Below are 20,987 nucleotides of genomic sequence, written 5' to 3' on the forward strand. Positions count from 1 at the left end.
GTGTGGAAGGCAGCCAACCTGCTGCTTGCCTTTCTTGTCGAAGTGCTGGCCCTCGGCGTCTTCGCGCGCTGGGGATGGGACACCGGCGGTACGTCGGCGACGCGCTGGCTGCTCGCCGTCGGGCTGCCTGTGCTCGGCGCCGTCGTATGGGGTCTGTTCGCAGCACCGAAGGCGTCGCACCGTACACCGGTCCGCGGCTGGACCGTCAAGGTCCTGGTGTTCGGGTTAGCGGGTGCCGCACTGTGGAGCTTGGGACACCCGCTGACTGGCCTCGTGTTCGTCCTGGTGGTCGCCGCCAACCTGGCGATCATCCAGACCCAGAAGCTGCAGCCTTAGAGCTCGAGGTCCGGCTCGCTTGCGCGGTTCGGTTTGACGACCTTGCCCTGCTTGGTGCGGACCCGGCCCGGGCCGCGGACGTGGCGGCGGGCCTGGGGCAGCTGCGCCTCCGGCGCATCCTCCGGGGCCTTGCGGACCGCCTCGCTCGCGCTCGGCTGCGCCTCCGCGGCCTCGCGGCGGTGGTCACGGGCCGAGGAGTCGTACGCGTCGGCGATGTCGTGGTCGGCGACGTACTTGCGTTCCTCGATGGTGGCGGCGTTCTGGTACCGGCGGCCTTCCGCGGCCAGCCCGGCCGAGCCGGGCTCGTCGGGATGCGCCGCCGCCTCGTCCAGCTCGTGCCGGCCGTGCGCCCGGTCGCTGAGGCCGCGCTGCTTGTCGTTGGCCGCGTACTGCCGGTACCGGTCGCGGGCCTCCTCGTCGGCGTACGCGAGCTGCATCGCCCGGGTGGTCTCCGCGGTCGCGTCCTTCAGCTCCTCGCGGTCGCGGTGCTCGTCCAGCTCCTGCTGGTCCTTGCGGGCCAGCTCGAGCCGCTCCGCGCGAGCTTCCTGGTCTTCTTCCTCGTCCAGTCGGAGCTGCTCGTCCTCCTCGGCGCGGCGCTCCGCGTCCGACTCGGTCACGTCGGTGGACAGATCCTTGCCGGCCTCGGCTCGGGCCTGGGCCGCCCGCCGCTCACGCGCAGCCTCGGTGTCGTCGTCGCCCTGCTCCCGCTGATCGGGTTCGAGCTCGACGGACTGGTCGTCGTCGGTGTCGGGCATGCCGCTCCTTTCCTTCTGCTCAACGATGCCGCACCGCGGGGTCAGCGGGTGGCGCCGGTGACCAGCCAGCCGTCGCGGCGCTCGCGCGTTATCAGCGTCACGAATCGCAGCAGCATGTACCCGCCGAACGCCCACCACAGCGCCACGATCCCGCCGCCGAGCCACAGCACCGCGAGCGCCAGCGGGACGTACAGCACCAGTGCCACGACGCCCGCCAGCGCGAGATACCGACCGTCCCCGGCGCCGATCAGTACGCCGTCCAGCACGAACACGACCCCGTTGATCGGCTGCCACAACGCGGACACGATCAGGACGGCCGCGAGCGTACGACGTACCTCCGGATCGCTGGTGAACCACGGGACGTAGACGTCACGCAGGCCCCAGAGCGCGAGCCCGCCGATCACCCCGGAGAACAGGCCCCACCACATCATCCGGCGGGTGATCGCCCGGGTGCCCGCCACATCGCCGGCGCCGAGCGCGCGACCGGTGAGCGCCTGCGCAGCGATCGCGATCGCGTCCAGGGCGAGCGCGAGGAACGACCACAGCGTGAAGGCGACCTGATGGGCCGCGACGGACGTCGTACCGAGGGCCGTCGCGACGAACGTGAGCAGGATGATCGCGACGCGCAGGGTGAGCGTCCGGACGATCAGCGGTACGCCCATCTGCGCGGAGGCCAGGATGCCGGGGCGGTCGGGCCGGAGCTTGGCGCCGTCGCGGCGCGCGCCACGGACGACGACCACGACCAGCGCGACACCGGCCCCGGTCTGCGCGAGCGCCGTACCGAGGGCCGATCCGGCGATGTCGAGGTCGAGACCGTAGACGAGCAGGAAGTTCAGGCCGATGTTGGCGAGGTTGGCCGTGATCGCGACGACCATCGGCGTCTTGGTGTCCTGCAGGCCGCGCAGTACGCCGGTGGCGGCGAGCAGGAGCAGCATCGACGGGATGCCGAGGCAGGAGATCCGCAGGTACGTCACCGCGTGGTCGGCGACCTCGGGCGACGGATCGAACGCCCCGATGGCCTGCGGCGCGAACACCAGGCCGAGGAGCGCGAGGACGACGCCCAGCAGCAACGCCAGCCACAGACCGTCGATGCCCTGGGCAAGCGCCCCCTTGTGGTCGCCGGCGCCGATCCGCCGGGCGACCGCGGACGTCGTGCCGTACGCCAGGAACACGCAGACGCCGACGAGCGTCTGCAGGATGGTTCCGGCGACGCCGAGCGCGGCGAGCTGCGGGGTGCCGAGGTGGCCGACGATCGCGGAGTCGGCGAGCAGCATCAGCGGTTCGGACACCAGGGCGAAGAACGCCGGGACGGCCAGCCGGAGAATTTCGCGGTCCTGCTCGGCGATCCGTCGTCTCACCGGAGCGAGGTTACCCAGCCCGCGCGGGAGCTGACGAAATTCGTCTCAGACTTTTTCTCCTCCACAGTTGTGCACTGAAGAAACCGCAGGTCAGAGCCGGGTTGTGAGTTCTTGTCCCCAGATATCCACAGGATTGTTCGCAACCTGTGCACAGCCCGTGGCGGGGTTATCCACGGGTCGTCCACAGGGGGTGTGGACGACCGAGTGGCCTTCGGTGACGCGGGCGGCGTACGGTCGCGAGGCCGGGCGCCGGAACTGTCGGCGGGCAGAGTTAGGGTTCGATCAGGTGTTCGAACCCGGCTCGCGGTGGCTGGGGCAGCGGCAACGAGGAGGTCGGACGAAGTGAGCGTGGCGGAGTTCCGCGGGGGCCAGGACGGCGGCCACGAAGAGCGCAGTCCGGAGATGGGCTTCGACCGCACCCCTCCTCAGGATCTGGCGGCGGAGCAGTGTGTGCTCGGCGCGATGATGCTGAGCAAGGACGCGATCGCCGACGTGATCGAGAATCTGCGCAGCACCGACTTCTACCGCCCGGCGCACGAGCTGGTCTTCGACGCGATCACCGACCTGTACGCGCGGGGCGAGCCGGCCGACGCCATCACGGTCGCCGCCGAGCTGAACAAGCGCGGCGAAATGACCCGGATCGGCGGCGCGCCGTACGTACACACCCTGGTCGCGTCCGTCCCGCTCGCGGCCAACGCCAGCTACTACGCGCACATCGTCCGGGAGAAGGCGATCCTGCGCCGGCTGGTCGAGGCGGGCACCAAGATCGTCCAGCTCGGGTACGCCGGTGAGGGCGAGGTCGACGACGTCGTCGACGAGGCGCAGGCGGAGATCTACTCGGTCACCGAGAAGCGGACCGCCGAGGACTACGCGCCGCTGAAGGACATCATGGAGGGCACCCTCGACGAGATCGAGGCGATCGACTCCCGTGGTGACGCGATGGTCGGCGTACCGACCGGGTTCACCGACCTGGACGAGCTGACCAACGGGCTGCACCCCGGCCAGATGATCATCGTCGCCGCGCGTCCCGCGATGGGGAAGGCGCTGGCCCTCGACACCCCGCTGCCGACACCGACCGGCTGGACCACGATGGCCGAGGTCGCGGTCGGCGACCAGCTGCTCGACGCCGAGGGGCTGCCGACCACGGTGGTTGCGGCGACCGAGGTGATGGTGGACCGGCCGTGCTTCCGGCTGTCGTTCTCCGACGGCAGCACGATCGTCGCCGACGCCGAGCACCAGTGGCGGGTCGAGGACGGCGGCCGTCCGGTGATCTGCACGACCGCCGACCTGTTCACGGCGATGTCCGCGAGTCCCGGGCTGACACCGTCGATCCCCGGGTCGGCGCCGCGCCAGATCACCGGGCACGGTTACCCGGCCGCGCTGACCGGTGAGGGGGAGCGGCGGCTCGAGTGGGTCGATCCGGTGGACAGCGTCCCGGTGCGCTGCGTCGAGGTGGACAACCCCGACCATCTGTATCTGGCCGGCAAGACCATGATCCCGACTCACAACTCCACGCTGGGCCTGGACTTCGCCCGCTCCTGCTCGATCAAGCACGGCCTGACCTCGTGCATCTTCTCGCTGGAGATGAGCCGCAACGAGATCACCATGCGACTGCTCTCCGCCGAGGCCAAGGTGCCGCTGCATCACATGCGCAACGGCAAGATGACCGACGAGGACTGGGCCCGGCTGGCCCGCAAGATGGGCGAGGTCTCCGAGGCCCCGCTGTTCATCGACGACTCGCCGAACCTGACGATGATGGAGATCCGCGCCAAGGCCCGCCGCCTCAAACAGCGCCACGACCTCAAACTCATCATCATCGACTACCTCCAGCTGATGACGTCCGGCAAGAAGGTCGAGTCCCGCCAGCTCGAAGTCTCCGAGTTCTCCCGCTCCATCAAGCTCCTCGCCAAGGAACTGGAGCTCCCCGTAGTAGCCATCTGCCAGCTCAACCGAGGCTCAGAACAACGCTCCGACAAACGCCCCATGGCCTCCGACCTCCGCGAATCGGGTTGCCTGACCGCGGACACCCGGCTGATGAGGGCCGACACCGGCGCGGAGATCTCGCTGGGTGACCTGCTCGCGACGGACGCTCGCGACATCCCGGTCTGGTCGCTCGACGACCGGCTGAAGCTGGTGCCGCGCACCCTGACGCATGCCTTCCCGAGTGGTGTGAAGGAAGTGTTCCGGGTGAAGCTGGCGTCGGGCCGGGAGGTCAAGGCCACCGCGAACCATCCCTTCCTGACGTACAACGGCTGGAAGCCGCTCGGGGAGCTGTCACCAGGTGCGCGCCTGGGCTCGCTCCGGCATGTGCCGGCACCGCTCGACGTCACGCCGTGGGACGAGGACGAGCTGACGCTGCTGGGTCACCTGCTGGGCGACGGCTCGTTCGTGAAGCGTCAGCCGATCCGCTACGCGAGCATCGACGAGGCCAACCTGACCGCCGTCTCCGAGGCGGCACAGCGGCGCTTCGGCATCACCGCGATCCGCGACGAGTACGCCGCCGCGCGCGTCACCACGCTGCGCCTGCCCGCGCCGTACCGGCTGGCCCGCGGTAAGCGCAACCCGATCGCTGCCTGGCTCGACGAGCTCGGCCTGTTCGGTCTGCGCAGCCACGAGAAGTTCATCCCGGACGGTGTTTTCGGCCTCCCGAAGGACCAGGTGGCCCACTTCATCCGCCACCTCTGGGCCACGGACGGCTCCGTCCGCTGGGACGAGAAGGCCGGCCAGGCGCGCATCTACTACGCCAGCACCAGCCGCCGCCTCGTCGACGACCTCGCCCGCCTCCTCCTCCGCCACAACATCTTCAGCCGCATTTACGTCGCTAAGAAGACGGGATATCGCGACTCGTACCACCTGAAGATCGACGGAGTCGAAAATCAGAGGCGATTCTGCGAAGAGATCGGCGTTCACGGTTCGCGAGGTGCAAAGGTGACGGATGTGCGCGGTCATCTACAGGGCATCAAGGCCGCGCCGAAACTCGACACGGTGCCGATTCAGGTCTGGGATCAGGTGAAGGCAGCGATGCGTGACCGCGGCATGACGCGGGTCGCGCTCGGGACAGCACTCGGGCGACGCAACGTGAGTCGCCTGTTCGCCGGTGCCCCGACACGGCAGCGCCTCGCCGATGTAGCCAAGATCCTGGATGTGGCTGACCTTGAGTTGATCGCCACGAATGACATTTTCTGGGATACCGTTACGTCGATTGAATCGCTTGGCGAACAGGAAGTATTCGACGCAACGGTCCTGGGGACGCACAACTTTGTGGCTAATGGAATTGCTCTTCATAATTCCTTGGAGCAGGATGCTGACGTTGTCATCCTGCTGCATCGGGAGGACGCCTACGAACGCGAGTCCACCCGCCCCGGCGAGGCCGACTTCATCGTCGCCAAGCACCGGAACGGGCCGACTGCGGATGTGGTCGTGGCCTTCCAGGGGCACTACTCGCGGTTCGTGGACATGGCGCACGACGGGTGAGTGGATCAGAAGCGCTGGATCGCGACGAAGACCGCTAGGGCCAGGAGTACTGCGTTCAGCGTGACGGTGGAGAACTCGGAGCGGCGCGCGTGGGTGATGATCGCACCGGCCATCACGACGGCCAGGCCGATGGCTGCTGTGGGGACGAGCCAGGTGGCGATGTCGAACACGCGGGGGAGGATCAGGCCGAGCGCGCCGGCGATCTCGGCGGCGCCGATGACCTTGATCAGTCCGATCGGGAATGGGGCCGCCCAGCCCATCCGGGGGTTGCCGGCCAGCGACGCCTTCGTGGCGGGTACCTTCAGCGCGCCCGACATCAGGAACATCGCGGCCAGCAGCCCGGAGACGATCCAGACGACGACGTTCATGCGGCGACCGGCTGACCGACGCGGAGCTGCTTGAGGGCGCTCGCCCACGACTCGAGCTGGTCGAACAGGACCGTTGCCTGGTCGGCGTACTGCGGTCCGGGGCGGAACTCGCTGAAGTTCTCGAAGTCGGTGAAGAGCGAGAACGACAACTGCTGACGTACGTCGGCCAACTGCAACTCCGCGCTGATCGCCCGCAGGTGCTCGATCGCCCGCGCGCCGCCGAGCGAGCCGTACGACACGAAGCCCGCCGCCTTGTTGTTCCACTCCGCATACAGGTAGTCGATCGCGTTCTTCAGTACGCCGGACGTGGAGTGGTTGTACTCCGGCGTGACGAACACGAACCCGTCGTACGCCGCGATCGTCTCGGCCCACGCCTTCGTGTGCGCGCCGGCGTACTGTCCGGCCGACGGTGGCACGGCCTCGTCCAGGTGGGGCAGCGGGTAGTCGAGCAGATCGATCAACTCGTACGTCGCGTCGGTCCGCCGTTCGGCCTGGGTCATCACCCAGTCCGCCACCGCCTTGCCGTTCCGCCCCGGCCGCGTGCTGCCGAGGATGACCGCGATCTTCAGGTCGCTCATGGCGACGACTCCTTCTGAGGGATTGACTTGAATGTTCATGTCATCCATCACGGTAGGGCGACTGACATGAACTTTCAAGTCAACCTCGGGAGTGGCTATGCTGCAGCCATGGGTACCGAAGCGGCGGCCGAGCCTCGCTGGCTGAGGTCCGACGAACTGGAGACCTGGCGGACGCTGCACCTCGTGATGTCATTGCTCACGGGCGCGCTCGGCGAGCAGCTGCAGCGCGACTCCGGCCTGAGCTTCCTGGAGTACTACGTCCTCGCCGGCCTCTCGGATCAGCCGGACCATACGATGCGCATGAGCCGGCTCGCGGTGCTCGCCAACTCCGAGCTCTCCCGCCTGTCCCACCTCGTCCGCCGCCTGGAGAACCGCGGCCTGGTACGCCGTGCGCCCGACCCGGACGACGGCCGCTTCACCAACGCGATCCTCACTGACGACGGCTATGCGGAACTCGTGAAAGCCGCGCCCGGACACGTCGAACTGGTCCGCAAACTGGTCTTCGACCCGCTGGCAGAGACCGACCGGCGCGCCCTGCAGAAGGTACTGAAGAAGCTCCTCCCAGGGCTCGTCGGCGACTGCTAGCCGCGCCCGCCGCGGTCCTTCCAGCGATCGGCGGAGATGGACTCCTGGGCCAGGAGGCGCAGGGAGGAGATCAGAGTCTCGCCGAGGATCGTGCCGATGACGACCGACTCGGCGAGCTGGTCGCGCGTTGGCGTGCTGGTGACGGCCGCGATCTCGAGTTGGGTGAAGCGTTCGACCGACTCGGCATAGGTGTCGAGGTGGGCGACGAGGTAGTCCTGGCCGAGGGTGCGCAGGGCGGCGATGGTGTCGATGAGGGTGGTCAGCGCGGGCGCGTCGGGCTCGACGGTCCAGCCACGGTCGGCGATGAGGTCGGCGACCTGAGTGCTGGCGGCGGCGCGGGCCTCGTCGGTCGCGGTCAGGCGGCGCGTGGGGGTGAGCGCCCGGTGGGCGCGGCCGATCTGCTCGTGCAGGGGTTCGGTGTCCGCATCCAAGGACTCGACGATCTCCTTCACCTTCGCCACCGGCACCTGGGCGAGCTCGATCAGGGCGCGGATCAGGCGTAGCCGGCGGACGTGCGCCTCGCCGTACGACGCCTGGTTCGGGCTGCTGAGCTCGCCGGCGGGCAGCAGGCCTTCGCGCAGGTAGTACTTGATCGTCGGTACCGGGACGTCGGTCGCCTTGCTGAGCTCCCCGATGCGCATTCCGCTTGCCTTCCTCTTGACTGTCATGGATAGTATCAGTATCCATAAGCGGATACCTTCACTATCCATAAGGAGGCGAGTCGGATGATCCCGCTCGTACTGATCCTGGGAACCGTCGGCTTCCGGACGCTGGGCGCGCTCGGCGTCCGCCGGTTCGCGACCTGGCCGGTCGCCGCGGCGCACGCGATGGCGGTGATGCTGCTGCTGACCGCGAGCGCGCACTTCGTCCCGGCGAGCGTGACAGTGATGCCCAACCACGCCGACATGACGCGGATGGTGCCGCCGTTCCTGCCGTACGCCGACGCGCTCGTCTACCTCACCGGCGTACTCGAGCTGCTCGGCGCCGCCGGCCTGGTGGTCGCCGCGACCCGCAAACCGGCCGGCTACGCACTGGCCGCCCTGTTCGTCGGGCTCCTTCCGGCCAACATCCACGCCGCGGTCGCCGACGTGCAGTTCGCGGGTGGGGAAGCGACGCCGCTGTGGCAGCGCATCCCCGAGCAGGTTCTCTACATCGCCGTCGCGCTCTGGGTTGCGCGTACGGCGACCACTCACCCGACCACCACGACAGTCAAGGAGAGCGTGCCCGCATGACCGAGGCATCCCGAATCATCGCCGGAGTCGTCCTGCTCACGATCGTGACGATCCAGTTCGGCGGCTACTTCATGACCAAGATCGTCCGCGGCCAGGTGCCGATGACCGAGTTCCAGAAGTCGTTCGCGCGGGCCGGCCACGCCCACGCCGGCGTCCTCGTCATCCTCAGCCTGGTCGGCCTCCTGTACGTCGACCAGACCAGCCTCACCGGGTTCTGGTTGTGGATCGCCCGGCTCGCCGTCCCGGTCGCGGCGATCCTGATGTCCGGCGGCTTCTTCGCCTCCTCGGCCGGCAAGGACCGCACCGCGCCGAACCAGTTCCTGTGGATTCTCTGGCTCGGCGCGGTGTCGCTGGCGGTCGGCGTCGTGACTCTCGGCCTCGGTCTGATCGTTGCCTGAAGCAACGCGTCAGCCGATCTGGAAGCCCTTCTGCTCCGTGCGCTCGGTCTTCGCGGCCTGGTTCGCGGCGGCCGTGCCGCCGGCGCCGGAGCCCTTGGCCTGCTGACGCATCGCCTGCGCCGTGCCGAGAACCGACTGCTTCTCCGGCAGCGTCGAGGCGACCTCGAAGCTCTGCCAGATCTGGGTCTGCTGCTCGGGGCTCAGACCGCTGCCGTGCAGCGCCTTGTCGACCTGCCGCACCAGCCGGTGGTCGTCGCGGTGCACGAAGTTGTCCAGCAGCGCCTTCAGTTCGGGCTTCTGGTCCGGCGCATGCGTCAGCCAGGCCCGAACGTCCTGCGTGAACTCACGCTGCACCGCGGCGGTGTCGAGTGGCGCGCCGTCGCGTACGTCGGCCGCCGCGTCGTGCACCGACCGCAGAGCAGCCACCTTGCAGGCCTCGCGCACCTGAGGCTTCAGGTACACCGGCTCGGCGAGGATCGGGTTGATGCCGTACGTCCGATCCTGTTCGTCCACCAGCCGGCGCTGCACCGGCCCGTTGTCGTCCAGCGCCTTGGGGCTGCCAAGTGGCCCCTGCAATGAGTTCTCGATCGTCCGGATCGCGCCTAGGTAGCCGAACGTCAGCTGCGGGTCATCGGGCAGCTCGAACAGCCCGCCGCCGACACCCTCGTCGCGGTGCAGCACGTAGCCGAGCTTCGTCCCCGGGTGCGGGTCGGAGTCGATGCCGTCGTAGAACATGTAGCGGCCTTCGAACTCCGTCTCCGGGTACGTCGCCGACAGGAGCTCCTGCACGGTGCCCTTCAGGCAACTGTCCACCAGGATCACGCGGCTGCCTGGGACGCCGACGTCGACACCGACCTGACCCCGGAGGTACCGCGTCAGCTGCTGGTAGGAGCCTGCGACGTCCTCGGGCGACACGCTCGCGGTGTTCTCACGGAAGCCGGACACCTGCGGAAAAGACTTGCCGCCGTTCTGCTCGAGGTCCTGGACGGCAGCCTCGGCGACGGCTCGGGACAGTACGCCGTCCTTGCAGTGGTCCCGGAAGAACTCCGGGTCGAGCGTGCGGACCGCGATCGACAGGCTGTACCCGTCGCGGCCCAGGAACAGCACCTTCGTCTGCGGGTTGGCCGCCACCTCCTGACGGAGGTCCCGCAGCATGTCGCGCGCGATCGAGGTGACGAACCTCGCGTGGTGGTCACGGAACGTGGAGTGCATCCGCTCGACAGCGTCCCGATCCGACGGATCGGTCAGGCCGTAAGCGTCGCAGATGGTGGCGAGGGGCGGAAGGTCGTTCTCAATCGCCACGGTCAGTTACCACCCTGAACCCGGTCGAGCCACGCCTGGATCGCGCCGGCCTCGGGGCTGACACCCCACCAGAGCACCGTGCCACCGGCCTGCGGGGCGAAGCGGCCGTCCGCGTCGACGCCGACCGGCACCTGCCGGAGGTCGACGAACGGCAGCAGCAGCGCGGCGGCCACCGCGACCGTAGGACCGAGTTCGCCGTCGCCCGGGTTCGGGCTGACCAGGTCGAGCTTCAGCTGCCCGGTCTGGGCCGCCTCGAGCAGCGGGCCGGCACCGCCGGCCACCTGTAGTTGCGTGACTCGCAGTCGCCCCACGACCTCTGACCCGAGAAGCGCGGTCAGAGCGTTCGCGTTCGTGCTCCCGCCGATCCATCGGATCGGGCCCTCGGTCGCGATCTCGGCGGCCGCGTTGCCCGAGTCGGACACCTGGACCTCGTTGCGGCCCTGTGCGTCGAGTACGGCGCGGGCCGCGTCGACGTCGTCGGTCACGACGAGCGTCAGCTCCCGGGCTGTCGCGGCCGCGACACGCAGCACGATGTCCGCGGCGCCGGCCGCCAGTACGACCGGCGTTCCGCTCAGGTTCTCCGGCCAGGCGGGGAGTTCGTCGGCGCTGTCGCCGAGCGGTGTGCCGGGAAAGAGTTCGCCGACACTGCGCAGAGCCTCCCAGTCGTCCTGCGACTGCTGCGCGAGACTCCGGCGCTCCGGTTGATCGAATGTCATCCGAGGGTCCTCGTGTCCTTCTGGCCGGTGCGGGTCACGCTGTCCGGTAGTCCTGTTGCCGTGGTCACGGCGGTCGTCTGAGTGCCCGGCCGGTGTCCGGGTGGGACCATGGCCGGGTCGGTGAGGGGTGACAGGCGCTGCTCGGTGGTCTGCTCGGGTTGGGCGCCGGCCGGCTCGAGCTGGGCCGGCTCGAGTTCGTAGTCGGTCGCCGTGCGGATCCGTTCCAGGATCGCGTCCGGGCCGCCGCGGAGCAGCTCGTCGTACGGCTGCCGGACCGCGCCGCTGTTGCCAAAGGCAACTGTCAGCTTGCTGGAGGTGTCCTTGCGGTCGGCGCGGACGTTGACCAGGATGGTCGGTGCGTCCTGGCCCACCTGGATCGACTTCTGCACCCGCTGCCAGTCGGGGTTGTTCCCGATCGTCGCCACAGCACTGTCGATCAGCGCCTGCACCTGCAGCGCGTGCTCGCGCCCGGGATTCTCCGGCAGCACCAGCCGATGGTCGTGCGGACCCGCCTCGCGGACGTGGCCGGCGTGCGGGGTCTCGGCACGCAGGGCGGCCCGGTCGGCCCAGATCATCGCCGCCTCGCCGTCCCCGCGGAGGTACCGGCGCACGGCCTGGCGGGCGAAGGCATCGGTCGGCTTCAGGGCGTCCGGCCCCGCTGCCTGCTCGGCTGCCATCGCGTGCGCGGACCGGTCCCACAGCGAGGTGGCGAGCTCGACCCGATCGAGTCGGCCCTGACCCCGCGGAACCGACTCCGGCATCGCGTGCACGGTCCGGGCGAGCCACTCCGCCTGCGCCTGCGCGTGCGGGTTCGCCGCGAGGTCCGGCGTACGGTCGAGCAGTTCGGCGGCCGTGATCGGCTCCGGGCCGTTGATGCTGTCGGCCCAGTCGCGGACCTGCTGCAGGTGCTCTGCCTGCATCCCGACGTCGGGGTCGATCCGGAGCAGCAGGGTCGGTAGTCCTTGGTCCATCACCCGGTCCTCGGCCCACAGCTTGTCGGACTCGGTGAGGAAGTCGTCCATCCAGGCGAACGCGCGCCCCTCGGCGCCGGCCTGGATACTGACCGCCTTCCAGTTCGTGCCGAACGCGACCGGGCCGGCCATCGCACGGTCGATCGGCAGTACGTCCCAGTCACGGTCCAGCCCGATGGCCGGTCCGACCGTCCGGTTCGCCGCCTGGTTCCACGTCGTGCCCCACCGCAGCTCGACCTGTCCCTCGCGGTCGAGCTCGTTCAGCATCCGGCCGTGGTCGCGGTGCAGCCACACCAGCAGGTCGTCCTCACCCTTCAGCCGGTACGGCGTGAAGCCACGCTCGGCCTGATTCTTCTGTGGATTCAGTACGCCGTCGATGTCGACCATCACCAATGGGCGTTCAGCGCTCATCCGCGGGTGTCCTCCCCTTCTCGCGTCGGTTAAGAATGCCACCCCGTGGGGTTAACAATCTGCAAACGAGCGAGTCGGGAGTTCACCGACCAGCGTCGGCGAGCAGCTCCTCGACGAGCGCGGCTTTGCCCTCGACATAGGCGGCGCGGTCGGTGGTGAGCAGGTGCGCCAGTTCGCGTTTGCGGGCGGCGTACCGCTCACGGTCGGCAGCGTTCAGGCGCAGGTGGTCACGGAGCGCCACGTGGTCCTGGTGTGCCTTGTTGCCTTCAACAACGACATACAGATGGTGGTAGTGGACCGCGTCCGGCGGCAGCGCGAACGCCTCGCGGCCGGGGATCCCCTGGTCGCCTTCGTGCCGGTAGCCGGCGGCGGTCAGCCGCTCGATCGCCATCCGGACCAGGCCCGCGGCCGGGACCACGATGTCGACGTCGATGATCGGTTTCGCGGCCAGGCCGGGGACGGCGGTGCTGCCGACGTGCTCGAGGTGGTGCGGGAGACCGTCGAGGTACGGCGTCACTCGGGCGCGGATCTCCGCGAACCAAAGCGGCCAGCGAGGATCGTAGTCGAGCACCTCGGCGGGAGCGATCACAGCGCGGCGGTCACATCGATCTCGACGAGCTGGCCGGGGAAGCCGAGTTGTGCGACGCCGAGCAGGGTGCTCGCCGTGGTGAAGGCCGGTGCGAGCGGGGAGGCGTTGAGCTGGGTCCAGACGGCGCTCAGGTCTTCCCGGTCCGGGCTGGCCACGTAGATCACCGTGCGGACGACGTCCTCCGGCGTGGCACCCGCCGACTTCAGCGCGGTGAGGATGTTCGCGATGACCTGCGCGGTCTGACCTTCGAGGCCTCCCGGAGCCAGTTCGCCGGACACCTGCAGCGGGCACTGCCCGGCCAGATACACGAAGGTGTCCGCCTGCACGCGCGTCACGTGGTGATACCCAGGAGTCGCATGCAGCTCATCGGGATTGCTCCGCGAGATCGTCACGCTCCGACCCAACGCGATCGGTCAGCCCCGGGTCAACAGATTTAGCACGTACCGCTTCTGCCACGGCGTTTCCACAGCATGCTTGTCGTAGTGCCGTCGTACGTACTCGACCGCCTGGTCCGCCGCCACCCCGTCCAGTACGGCGAGACACGCGAGCGCCGTACCGGTCCGGCCGCGACCGCCGCCGCACGCGAACTCGACCCGCCCGGTCGCGGTCCTGTCCAGCGCCTCACGAAAGACCGTCAACGCCTGCGCGCGATCCACCGGCAGCCGGAAGTCCGGCCACTTCACCCAGCGCGTCTCCCAGGGCACGTCGGGCGGTTCCTTGCCGAGCAGATAGACGCCGTACGTCGGAAACGGCTCTGCCGCCGGGCCGTGCCGCAGACCGCGTCCGCGGACGAGCCGACCCGACGGCAGCTCCATCACACCTGGTGTGTCCTTCAGCCAATGGCCCACAGGGTCAAACTACAAGGCGCTCCTCGGTCGAGGTCGAGAACAGGTGCAGCTTGCCGGCGTCCGGCGCCAGGTGGACGACGGTGCCCTTCTCGTTGTGCAGGCGGGTGCCGATACGGGCGATGACCTGCAGGTTCTCGGTGTGCTCCGCGGCCCCGTACAGGAACGCGTCCGAGCCGAGCTCCTCGATCACCGCGACCTTCACCGGCAGTCCCTCGTCGGCGAGGTGGAACGCCTCCGGCCGGATGCCGAGCGTCAGCGTCTTGTCGTCGCCGGCCTTGGCCAGTACGTCGCGCGCGATCGGGACCACGTAGTCGCCGATCTTCGCGCCGCCGTCGGTGATCTCGGCGGTGATCAGGTTCATCGCCGGCGATCCGATGAAGCCGGCCACGAACTTGTTCCGCGGCCGGTCGTACAGGTTCAGCGGGGTGTCGACCTGCTGCAGTACGCCGTCCTTCAGTACGGCGACCCGGTCGCCCATCGTCATTGCCTCCACCTGGTCGTGGGTGACGTAGACGGTGGTGACGCCGAGTCGATGCTGCAGTTCGGCGATCTGCGTACGCGTCTGCACGCGCAGCTTGGCGTCGAGGTTCGACAGCGGCTCGTCCATCAGGAACACCTTCGGGCTGCGCACGATCGCGCGGCCCATCGCCACGCGCTGCCGCTGGCCACCGGACAGTGCCTTCGGCTTGCGGTCCAGGTACTCCTCCAGACCGAGCAGCTTCGCCGCCTCCTGCACGCGCTGGGCGCGCTCGTCCTTGTGGATGCCCTGCATCTTCAGGGCGAAGCCCATGTTGTCGGCCACCGACATGTGCGGGTACAGCGCATAGTTCTGGAACACCATCGCGATGTCGCGTTCCTTCGGCGGGGCGTTGGTGACGTCCCGGTCGCCGATGAAGATCGCGCCGTCGTTCACCTCTTCGAGCCCGGCCAGCATCCGCAGTGCCGTCGACTTGCCGGAGCCGGACGGTCCGACGAGCACCATGAACTCGCCGTCCTCGATGTCGAGGTCGAGGTTGTCGACCGCGGGAAGGTCGGTCCCCGGGTACACCCGGGTCGCTCCCTTGAACGAGACAGTTGCCATCTCGCGCTTCCTTTCCTTCGCCGACAGGTACGTGCCGGACGATCCGTAGCAAAGGCGCCCAGGTCCTGGGTGTCTTGGTGATGTATCACCGAAGCACTCCGTACAACGATTGACCGACGACTTACATTCCCGGGTGATGTAACCGGTCAGAAATGCGGCGCGGCCTCGCGGATCGAGTCCCCGATCAGGTCCAGCAGGGCAGTCACGGCCCGGCTCGGCCGTCGACCGGCGAGCGTCACGACCGACAACGTCCAGGTCAGTTCGGTGCCGAGGATCGGGAGCTTGCCGACCGCCGGTTCGTCCGCCGCCGGCTCCAGTTCGGGGACGACGCCGACGCCCAGCCCGACCCGGACGTAGTCGGGGATCGTGGTCAGCTCCGGCACCTCGACCTGGATCCGCCGCGGCGTTCCGAGGGCCTCGAACGCGCGATCGACGATCTTCCGGTTGCCGAACCCCGGCGGCATGTCGACGAAGCGTTCCCCGGCCAGTTCCTCGAGCCGGACCCCGGCGCGGCCGGCGAGCGGATGCGACGACGGCACCAGCGCCACGAACGGCACGGTGGCGATGTCGCGCACCTCGAGTCCACGCAGCTCCGCCCGGGGCAGTCCGAGCAGCGCGAGGTCGAGGCGACCATGTCGTACGTCGTCCGCGAGACCGGTCGAGCCCGTCGGGGAGGTGGCGACCTGCACCTCGACCAGTGGGTATCTGCGATGGAACGCCCCGAGGAGGTCGGCCAGGTTCACCATGCTGAGCCGGGCCAGCGTCCCGATCCGGATGCTGCCGCGCAGCCCCGACGACGCCTCCTCGACCACTGCCCGCGCCCGGTCCAGCGACTCCAAAGCGGCCTTCGCCTCGGGCAGCAACGCCTGCCCCGCGGCCGACAGCACGACGCGACGGGTCGAGCGGTCGAAGAGCGTCGTCTTCAAGTCGTTCTCGAGGGCCCGTACGGCGGCCGACACCGTGGACTGGACCGTGAACAGCCGCTGCGCCGCCCGGGTGAAGCTCAGCTCCTCGGCGACGGCGACGAAGTACTCCAGCTGCCGGCTGTCCACAGCATCGAATTATCGGACTCACCGATAAGAGAGCGCAAGAACTTTCGTTGGACTCGATAGATGCCGCGCGGCACGCTGGAACCATGTCCACCATGACGTCCTCGCGGACCGGTGCACGGATCCGGTTCGCGCATGCTCCGGGGTTCTGGGTGATCGCGGCGGCCTTCCTCACCACGATGGCCTTCTCGACGATCCCGACGCCGCTCTATGCGATCTACCAGCAGCGCGATGGCTTCCCGACGTTCGTGATCACGGTGATCTTCGCCAGCTACGCGGTCGGCGTGATGGCGTCGCTGTACCTCGCCGGTCACGTCAGCGACTGGCTCGGGCGGCGACGGGTCGCGCTGCTCGCCGTACTCGCCGAGGCGCTGTCGGCGGCGATCTTCCTGATCTGGCCGGCCGTGCCCGGACTGCTGCTGGCACGGTTCATCTGCGGTGTCGGGGTCGGCGTCCTGACCGCGACCGCCACCGCGCATCTGTCCGAGCTGCGGCAGATCGCGCGTCCCGGTGAGGATCCGAGCCGGTCGGCCCTGATCTCGAGCATGGTGAACCTCGGCGGGCTGGCGTTCGGCCCGCTCGTGGGCGGGGTGCTGGCGCAGTACGTCGCCGCGCCGCTGGAGCGCCCGTACGAGATCTTCCTGGTGCTGCTCCTGCTCAGCGCGGTCGGGATCGCGCTGGTGCCGGAGACCGTGGAGCGGCTGGAGGAACGTCCGGCGTACCGGCCGCAGCGCGTGGCGCTTCCGTCGTCGGCTCGGCCGCTCTTCTTCGCGTCCGCGATCGGCGCCTTCGCGGCGTTCGCCATCTTCGGGCTCTTCACCTCGCTGGCGCCGACCTTCCTGGCCGGAGTTCTCCACCACACCTCGCGCCTGCTGGCCGGGGTCGTCACGTTCGCCGTCTTCATCGCGGGCGCGGCCAGTCAGGCCGTCTTCGTCCGCCTGAGCCGGCCGGCGCAGCTCCGCCTCGGTCTCGTCGCGATGTCGGTCGGGCTGGTGGGCGTCGCTGCCGGCGGCCTGATCCCGAACCTCTTCCTCTTCGTCGTCGGCGGGATCGTGGCCGGCGCCGGTGTCGGCCTGGTCTTCCGCGGGGCGGTGGCCACCGCCGCGTCGCTCGCCGACCCGTCCTCGCGCGGCGAGGTCCTGGCCGCCCTCTTCCTCATCGCGTACGCCGGTCTCGCGATCCCGGTCCTCGCGATCGGCCTGGGCATCGCGCTCCTCCCGGCCGAGGTCGCCCTGCTGGTCTTCTCCGGGTTGATCCTGGTCCTGGTGAACGCCGCCGTATTGCGGATGCTGGCCGCCCAGCACGGCGTTCATGCTTCCCTCGCTACGCTCGGAAAGTGATGTGATGCGGGGTGTGGATCTCGAACGCGACTACGGACTGACCATCTCCTCGCTGGAGCCGCACCCGGGAGGGTTCGCCACCGAGGGCTGGGTGGCGGACAGGAAGTGGTTCGTGAAGAGGTGGAGGGACGGCGAGCGACCGGTCGGGCTGGAACTGCTGGAGGAACTGCGGGCGCTCGGACTGCCGGTGGTGGAACCGCTGCGCACCCTGGACGGCGAGCTGTCCGCGACGATGGGCTCCCAGGCGTACGCCGTCTTTCCTTACGTGGAGGGGCGGACGGCGACGTTCGGCGACTGGCGTGTCGCCGCGCGGGCGATGCGGCAGGTCCACGAAGCCCCGCTGCGGGTGGACCTGCCGCCCGCGAACACCGACGAGCCGGCGATCGAGGAACTGGGTCGCTCGCTGGACCATCCGTGGATCGCCGACCGGGCGGACGAGGTGTCTGCGGCGATCGCGCGACTGGAGAGCGTGCGGACGCGCGTCGCGGAGAAGCCGGTCCGTGCGGTCGTCTGCCACACCGACTTCCACGGGTTGAATCTGCTGCTCGACGACGCGGGGGAGGTGGCGGCCATCCTCGACTGGGAGAACGCCGTGATCGGACCCCGCGAGTACGACGTCTGGGTCGCGGCCGACGGTCCTGAGCTCGTGGAGTTCCTCGACGAGTACGGCGCGGACGATCTCGATCTCGACCACGTCGAGTTCGCGCTGCTCGCGCGCGGCCTGCGGGATCTGGCGGCCCGGGTGCTGACCACCGTCGACCGACCGGGAGTCGACACCTGGGGCTTCGACCGGATCCGGCGAGTAGACAGCAACCTCGAGGTCTTCAGCCGCTACTGCGTCAGCTAGGCCGCGGCGCCCGGGCCGGCGAGGATGTCGATGTCGTCGGCGTGCATCGGCTTGCCGCAGTGGGCGCAGGTCAGGTCGACGTGGCTGATCTCGCCGCAGGCGTGGTGGCGGTAGAGGACCGGAGGGCCCGCCTGGCCGGCCAGGTGTTTGTCGCCCCAGGCAACCATCACCATCAGGACGTCGACCAGTTCCCGGCCCTTGGCGGTCAGCACGTACTCGTACCGCGGCCGCTGGTCGTACGGACGCCGCTCGATCACGCCGCGATCGAGCAGGTGGTTCAGCCGCTCGGTGAGCACCTTGCGGGAGATCCCCAGATCCGCCTGCAACTGCTCGAACCGGGAGAACCCGACCCAGATGTCGCGCAGGATCAACGGCGACCACGGCTCGCCGATCACGTCCAGTGTGCGGGCGATCGAGCACGCCATCTGACTGAAGTCTGTGCGCTGCATGCGAACCAGTGTAGCTTGGGGTTCCCTTAAGGAACTTCATCGTGTTAGCGTTCCTTCAAGGAACTCCGATGGGAGGGCAGGACCATGAGCAAGGTGATCAGCGGCCTCGCGGTCTCGGTCGACGGCTACATCACCGGACGCGACTCCGGTCCGGACCGCGGTCTCGGTGACGCACCGATGCTGTTCGACTGGTACTTCGACGGTGACACCCCGAGCCAGGTGTTCGACGGCTTCAAACTCAGCGCGCCGAGTGCGCGGGTCTTCGACGCGCTCGCCGGCCGGGTCGGCGCGATCGTCGCGGGACACAAGACGTACGACGACTCCGGTCACTTCGGCGGCGGCAGTCCGCATCCGAAGGCGCCGCTCGTCGTCCTGAGCCACGGTCCGGTGGCGCAGATCAGCGAGCGGCAGAAGCTCGCGAACACGATCGAGGACGCGGTCGCCGCGGCGCGGGAGCTGGCCGGCGGGAAGGACGTCGGGCTGATGGGCGGCGGCACCGTCACCGCGGCGCTGCGGGCCGGTCTCGTCGACGAGCTCGTGCTGCACCAGGTTCCGATCCTGCTCGGCGGCGGCCGGCCGTTCTTCCAGGAGCTGCCCGAACACATCCGGCTGAACCTGCGCGAAGCGGTGCCGGCACCCGGTGTCACCCACCTCCACTACGAGATCGTTCGCTGAAGGAGCACAGTCATGTTGAACCCCGCCGTACGCAGCGCCGTCGAGAGCACGTCGATCGCCCATCTGGCCACCGTTCTGCCGGACGGCTCACCGCATTCGATCCCGCTGTGGGTCAGCACGCTCGGCGACCGGATCATCTTCCTCACCGGCCCGAACTCCCTGAAAGCCCGGAACATCCGCCGCGACCCGCGCGTCGCGCTGTCGCTCGCTCCGGTCGACAACCCGTACGAGCCGGTGGTGGTCCGTGGCCGCGTCGTCGAGTGGATCGACGGCGACGACGGCTGGGAGCTCGTCGACCAGATCGCCCAGAAGTACATCGGCCAGCCGTACGGCCGCGACCAGGACCGCGTCATCGCCGTCATCGAGCCCGACCACCAGACCGTGGGGGTCAGGTGACCTTAGGATTCCCGCCATGGGTGTGACGGTGACGGTCGGGGAGCAGGACGCGTATCTGGCGCGGGTGGGGCGGGCGGGCATGTTGATGCTGCCGATGATCACCGGGATCGGCGAGCAGATCCGGACCTGGGCGGACGAGCTGGCCGGTGAGGGGATCACCGCGCTGGCGTGGGATCCGTTCAAGGGCCGCAGTACGGACAACGCCACCCGCGAGGAGCTCGGCGGGATGCTGCGGGAGATGGACGACGACGCAGCGCTTGCCGAGCAGGGCGCGCTGCTGGACTACCTGTTCGACGACCTCGGATGCAGCAAGGTCGGTGTGATCGGGTGGTGCCTGGGCGGGCGGTTCGCCTTCCTGCTCGCGGCGCGGGACCAGCGGGTGTCGAACGTCGTCGCGTTCCATCCGACCGTCCCGTCGGATCGGCCGCCGCATCACACGTACGACGCGATCGCCGAGGCTGCCGCGATCACGGCGCCGGTGCTGGTGAGCTACCCGAGCGCGGACGCCGCCGTACCGAACGCGGACTTCGAGACACTGCAGACCGTCCTGCAGGCGCGGACCGCCGGCGCGACGTTCACGCAGTACTTCCCCGGGGCGGACCACGGTTTCTCCGACAAGTCCCGGCACGACAAGGCCGTGAACGCGGACGCGTTCCGCCTGGCGTGGCCGCAGGCGCTCGCGTTCATGAGGTCGACGGTCGCCTGAGCTCCGCCTCCAGCCGGCGGTGCAGCTCACCCAGCCGGCTGCGGCCGGGCGTGCCTTCCGGGTACCGCGCGAGGACCTCGCGCACTGTCGCCGGGACATGCTCGATCGCCCAGCGGAGTACCGCATCGGCCGCCGACGGATCGCCGGTGGCGAGTTCCTGTGCGTACGCCGCGTACTGTGCGGACGCGACGATGTGCTTCACCTGAGTCGCTGCGGCGAACGGATGCAGGTACGCCGAACCGGCCGTGCCGACCGCGGCGCGTGCGGCGGCCTCGGCGGCAGGATCCGCGATCTCGCCGGCCGCCTTCAGGGCAGCCCAGGCGGCGGTCCGGATCGCCTTCGTACGCTTGCCTCCGGAACCGAACTCGCGGACGATCTCGATCGCGTCGCGCGGCCGCCGATCGTCCGGCGCGACCGCTTCGTAGATCGGCAACGCCCGCTCGGCGCAGTCGGCTGTCCACAGGCTGAGGTGCCGGAGCTCGTCCAGGCTCAGCGGGATTTCCGGGTGACCCATGAGCCTCAA

Annotated in this window: 25 protein-coding genes; 10 read left to right on the forward strand and 15 right to left on the reverse strand. The window is 69.1% G+C overall.

The annotated features are described in order from the left end of the window. Complete coding sequence (locus tag BJY22_RS06415) at window positions 1-336, forward strand: DUF2568 domain-containing protein (protein WP_167204356.1); 336 nt, start codon at window positions 1-3, stop codon at window positions 334-336. Here BJY22_RS06415 and BJY22_RS06420 read toward each other — a convergent pair. Then, entirely contained in the window at window positions 333-1,091 is a 759-nt protein-coding gene (locus BJY22_RS06420) for a hypothetical protein (protein ID WP_167204357.1), read from the reverse strand. The genes BJY22_RS06415 and BJY22_RS06420 overlap by 4 nt on opposite strands. 41 nt (window positions 1,092-1,132) lie before the next feature. Continuing rightward, window positions 1,133-2,449, reverse strand: a complete 1,317-nt coding sequence (locus BJY22_RS06425; protein WP_337758284.1) for an MATE family efflux transporter — start codon at window positions 2,447-2,449, stop codon at window positions 1,133-1,135. A gap of 342 nt (window positions 2,450-2,791) precedes the next feature. Between BJY22_RS06425 and BJY22_RS06430 the strand changes: the two genes are divergently transcribed. Beyond that, complete coding sequence (locus tag BJY22_RS06430) at window positions 2,792-5,923, forward strand: replicative DNA helicase (protein WP_420371415.1); 3,132 nt, start codon at window positions 2,792-2,794, stop codon at window positions 5,921-5,923. A gap of 5 nt (window positions 5,924-5,928) precedes the next feature. Here the strand turns inward: BJY22_RS06430 and BJY22_RS06435 are convergent, their stop codons facing one another. Both BJY22_RS06435 and BJY22_RS06440 read right to left on the reverse strand, forming a co-directional pair. After that, complete coding sequence (locus BJY22_RS06435; RefSeq protein WP_167204358.1) at window positions 5,929-6,291, reverse strand: DoxX family protein; 363 nt, start codon at window positions 6,289-6,291, stop codon at window positions 5,929-5,931. Continuing rightward, entirely contained in the window at window positions 6,288-6,869 is a 582-nt protein-coding gene (locus BJY22_RS06440; RefSeq protein ID WP_167204359.1) for an NADPH-dependent FMN reductase, read from the reverse strand. The genes BJY22_RS06435 and BJY22_RS06440 overlap by 4 nt, the downstream gene beginning before the upstream one ends. 108 nt (window positions 6,870-6,977) lie before the next feature. Here BJY22_RS06440 and BJY22_RS06445 point away from each other — a divergent pair, with 108 nt between their 5' ends. Next, window positions 6,978-7,454, forward strand: coding sequence for a MarR family winged helix-turn-helix transcriptional regulator (locus BJY22_RS06445; protein ID WP_167204361.1), 477 nt, complete (start codon window positions 6,978-6,980; stop codon window positions 7,452-7,454). On the opposite strand, the gene BJY22_RS06450 is transcribed toward BJY22_RS06445, so the two are convergent. Further along, window positions 7,451-8,122, reverse strand: coding sequence for a MerR family transcriptional regulator (locus BJY22_RS06450; RefSeq protein ID WP_238350300.1), 672 nt, complete (start codon window positions 8,120-8,122; stop codon window positions 7,451-7,453). The genes BJY22_RS06445 and BJY22_RS06450 overlap by 4 nt on opposite strands. 57 nt (window positions 8,123-8,179) lie before the next feature. Between BJY22_RS06450 and BJY22_RS06455 the strand changes: the two genes are divergently transcribed. Both BJY22_RS06455 and BJY22_RS06460 read left to right on the forward strand, forming a co-directional pair. Beyond that, the gene (locus BJY22_RS06455; protein ID WP_167204363.1) at window positions 8,180-8,686 is read left to right on the forward strand and encodes a DoxX family protein; all 507 of its coding nucleotides are present in this window, start codon (window positions 8,180-8,182) and stop codon (window positions 8,684-8,686) included. Next, window positions 8,683-9,084: a hypothetical protein gene (locus tag BJY22_RS06460; protein WP_167204365.1), complete on the forward strand. Its 402-nt coding sequence runs from the start codon at window positions 8,683-8,685 to the stop codon at window positions 9,082-9,084. The genes BJY22_RS06455 and BJY22_RS06460 overlap by 4 nt, the downstream gene beginning before the upstream one ends. 9 nt (window positions 9,085-9,093) lie before the next feature. Here BJY22_RS06460 and BJY22_RS06465 read toward each other — a convergent pair whose 3' ends face one another. From BJY22_RS06465 to BJY22_RS06500, 8 genes are all read right to left on the reverse strand, one after another. Continuing rightward, a complete protein-coding gene (locus BJY22_RS06465) occupies window positions 9,094-10,386 on the reverse strand; it encodes an ABC transporter permease (protein WP_167204367.1) in 1,293 nt (430 codons plus the stop codon). A 2-nt stretch (window positions 10,387-10,388) separates the two neighbouring features. After that, the gene (locus BJY22_RS06470) at window positions 10,389-11,102 is read right to left on the reverse strand and encodes a hypothetical protein (protein ID WP_167204369.1); all 714 of its coding nucleotides are present in this window, start codon (window positions 11,100-11,102) and stop codon (window positions 10,389-10,391) included. Then, the gene (locus BJY22_RS06475; RefSeq protein ID WP_167204371.1) at window positions 11,099-12,484 is read right to left on the reverse strand and encodes an HAD domain-containing protein; all 1,386 of its coding nucleotides are present in this window, start codon (window positions 12,482-12,484) and stop codon (window positions 11,099-11,101) included. The genes BJY22_RS06470 and BJY22_RS06475 overlap by 4 nt, the downstream gene beginning before the upstream one ends. 82 nt (window positions 12,485-12,566) lie before the next feature. Beyond that, window positions 12,567-13,073 (reverse strand): GrpB family protein, encoded by a 507-nt coding sequence (locus tag BJY22_RS06480; protein WP_167204373.1) that lies wholly within the window; start codon window positions 13,071-13,073, stop codon window positions 12,567-12,569. Further along, window positions 13,070-13,465 (reverse strand): Rid family hydrolase, encoded by a 396-nt coding sequence (locus BJY22_RS06485; RefSeq protein ID WP_167204374.1) that lies wholly within the window; start codon window positions 13,463-13,465, stop codon window positions 13,070-13,072. Before BJY22_RS06485 ends, BJY22_RS06480 begins: the two co-directional genes overlap by 4 nt. A gap of 21 nt (window positions 13,466-13,486) precedes the next feature. Then, entirely contained in the window at window positions 13,487-13,921 is a 435-nt protein-coding gene (locus BJY22_RS06490) for a phosphatase domain-containing protein (protein ID WP_337758285.1), read from the reverse strand. 4 nt (window positions 13,922-13,925) lie between these two features. Further along, on the reverse strand, window positions 13,926-15,002 hold the full coding sequence (locus BJY22_RS06495; RefSeq protein WP_167204376.1) for an ABC transporter ATP-binding protein: 1,077 nt from the start codon (window positions 15,000-15,002) through the stop codon (window positions 13,926-13,928). A 146-nt stretch (window positions 15,003-15,148) separates the two neighbouring features. After that, window positions 15,149-16,054, reverse strand: coding sequence for a LysR substrate-binding domain-containing protein (locus tag BJY22_RS06500; RefSeq protein ID WP_167204378.1), 906 nt, complete (start codon window positions 16,052-16,054; stop codon window positions 15,149-15,151). 83 nt (window positions 16,055-16,137) lie between these two features. Here BJY22_RS06500 and BJY22_RS06505 point away from each other — a divergent pair, with 83 nt between their 5' ends. Together BJY22_RS06505 and BJY22_RS06510 are read left to right on the forward strand one after the other, a co-directional pair. After that, a complete protein-coding gene (locus BJY22_RS06505; protein ID WP_167204380.1) occupies window positions 16,138-17,391 on the forward strand; it encodes an MFS transporter in 1,254 nt (417 codons plus the stop codon). 4 nt (window positions 17,392-17,395) lie between these two features. Continuing rightward, a complete protein-coding gene (locus tag BJY22_RS06510; RefSeq protein ID WP_167204382.1) occupies window positions 17,396-18,238 on the forward strand; it encodes a phosphotransferase enzyme family protein in 843 nt (280 codons plus the stop codon). On the opposite strand, the gene BJY22_RS06515 is transcribed toward BJY22_RS06510, so the two are convergent. Next, window positions 18,235-18,687, reverse strand: a complete 453-nt coding sequence (locus BJY22_RS06515; RefSeq protein WP_167204384.1) for a winged helix-turn-helix transcriptional regulator — start codon at window positions 18,685-18,687, stop codon at window positions 18,235-18,237. The two genes, BJY22_RS06510 and BJY22_RS06515, sit on opposite strands and share 4 nt — an antisense overlap. 84 nt (window positions 18,688-18,771) lie before the next feature. Here BJY22_RS06515 and BJY22_RS06520 point away from each other — a divergent pair, with 84 nt between their 5' ends. Genes BJY22_RS06520 through BJY22_RS06530 form a run of 3 tightly spaced genes read left to right on the forward strand, consistent with a single transcriptional unit; the run spans window position 18,772 to window position 20,464 of the window. Then, a complete protein-coding gene (locus BJY22_RS06520; RefSeq protein ID WP_167204386.1) occupies window positions 18,772-19,362 on the forward strand; it encodes a dihydrofolate reductase family protein in 591 nt (196 codons plus the stop codon). Window positions 19,363-19,374: 12 nt separating this feature from the next. Further along, complete coding sequence (locus tag BJY22_RS06525) at window positions 19,375-19,758, forward strand: TIGR03618 family F420-dependent PPOX class oxidoreductase (protein ID WP_167204388.1); 384 nt, start codon at window positions 19,375-19,377, stop codon at window positions 19,756-19,758. Window positions 19,759-19,774: 16 nt separating this feature from the next. Further along, a complete protein-coding gene (locus BJY22_RS06530) occupies window positions 19,775-20,464 on the forward strand; it encodes a dienelactone hydrolase family protein (RefSeq protein WP_167204390.1) in 690 nt (229 codons plus the stop codon). Here the strand turns inward: BJY22_RS06530 and BJY22_RS06535 are convergent. After that, on the reverse strand, window positions 20,442-20,978 hold the full coding sequence (locus tag BJY22_RS06535) for a putative immunity protein (RefSeq protein WP_202891013.1): 537 nt from the start codon (window positions 20,976-20,978) through the stop codon (window positions 20,442-20,444). The two genes, BJY22_RS06530 and BJY22_RS06535, sit on opposite strands and share 23 nt — an antisense overlap. Between the last annotated feature and the right edge of the window lie 9 nt (window positions 20,979-20,987).

Source organism: Kribbella shirazensis, assembly GCF_011761605.1.
GTDB classification, from domain to species: domain Bacteria; phylum Actinomycetota; class Actinomycetes; order Propionibacteriales; family Kribbellaceae; genus Kribbella; species Kribbella shirazensis.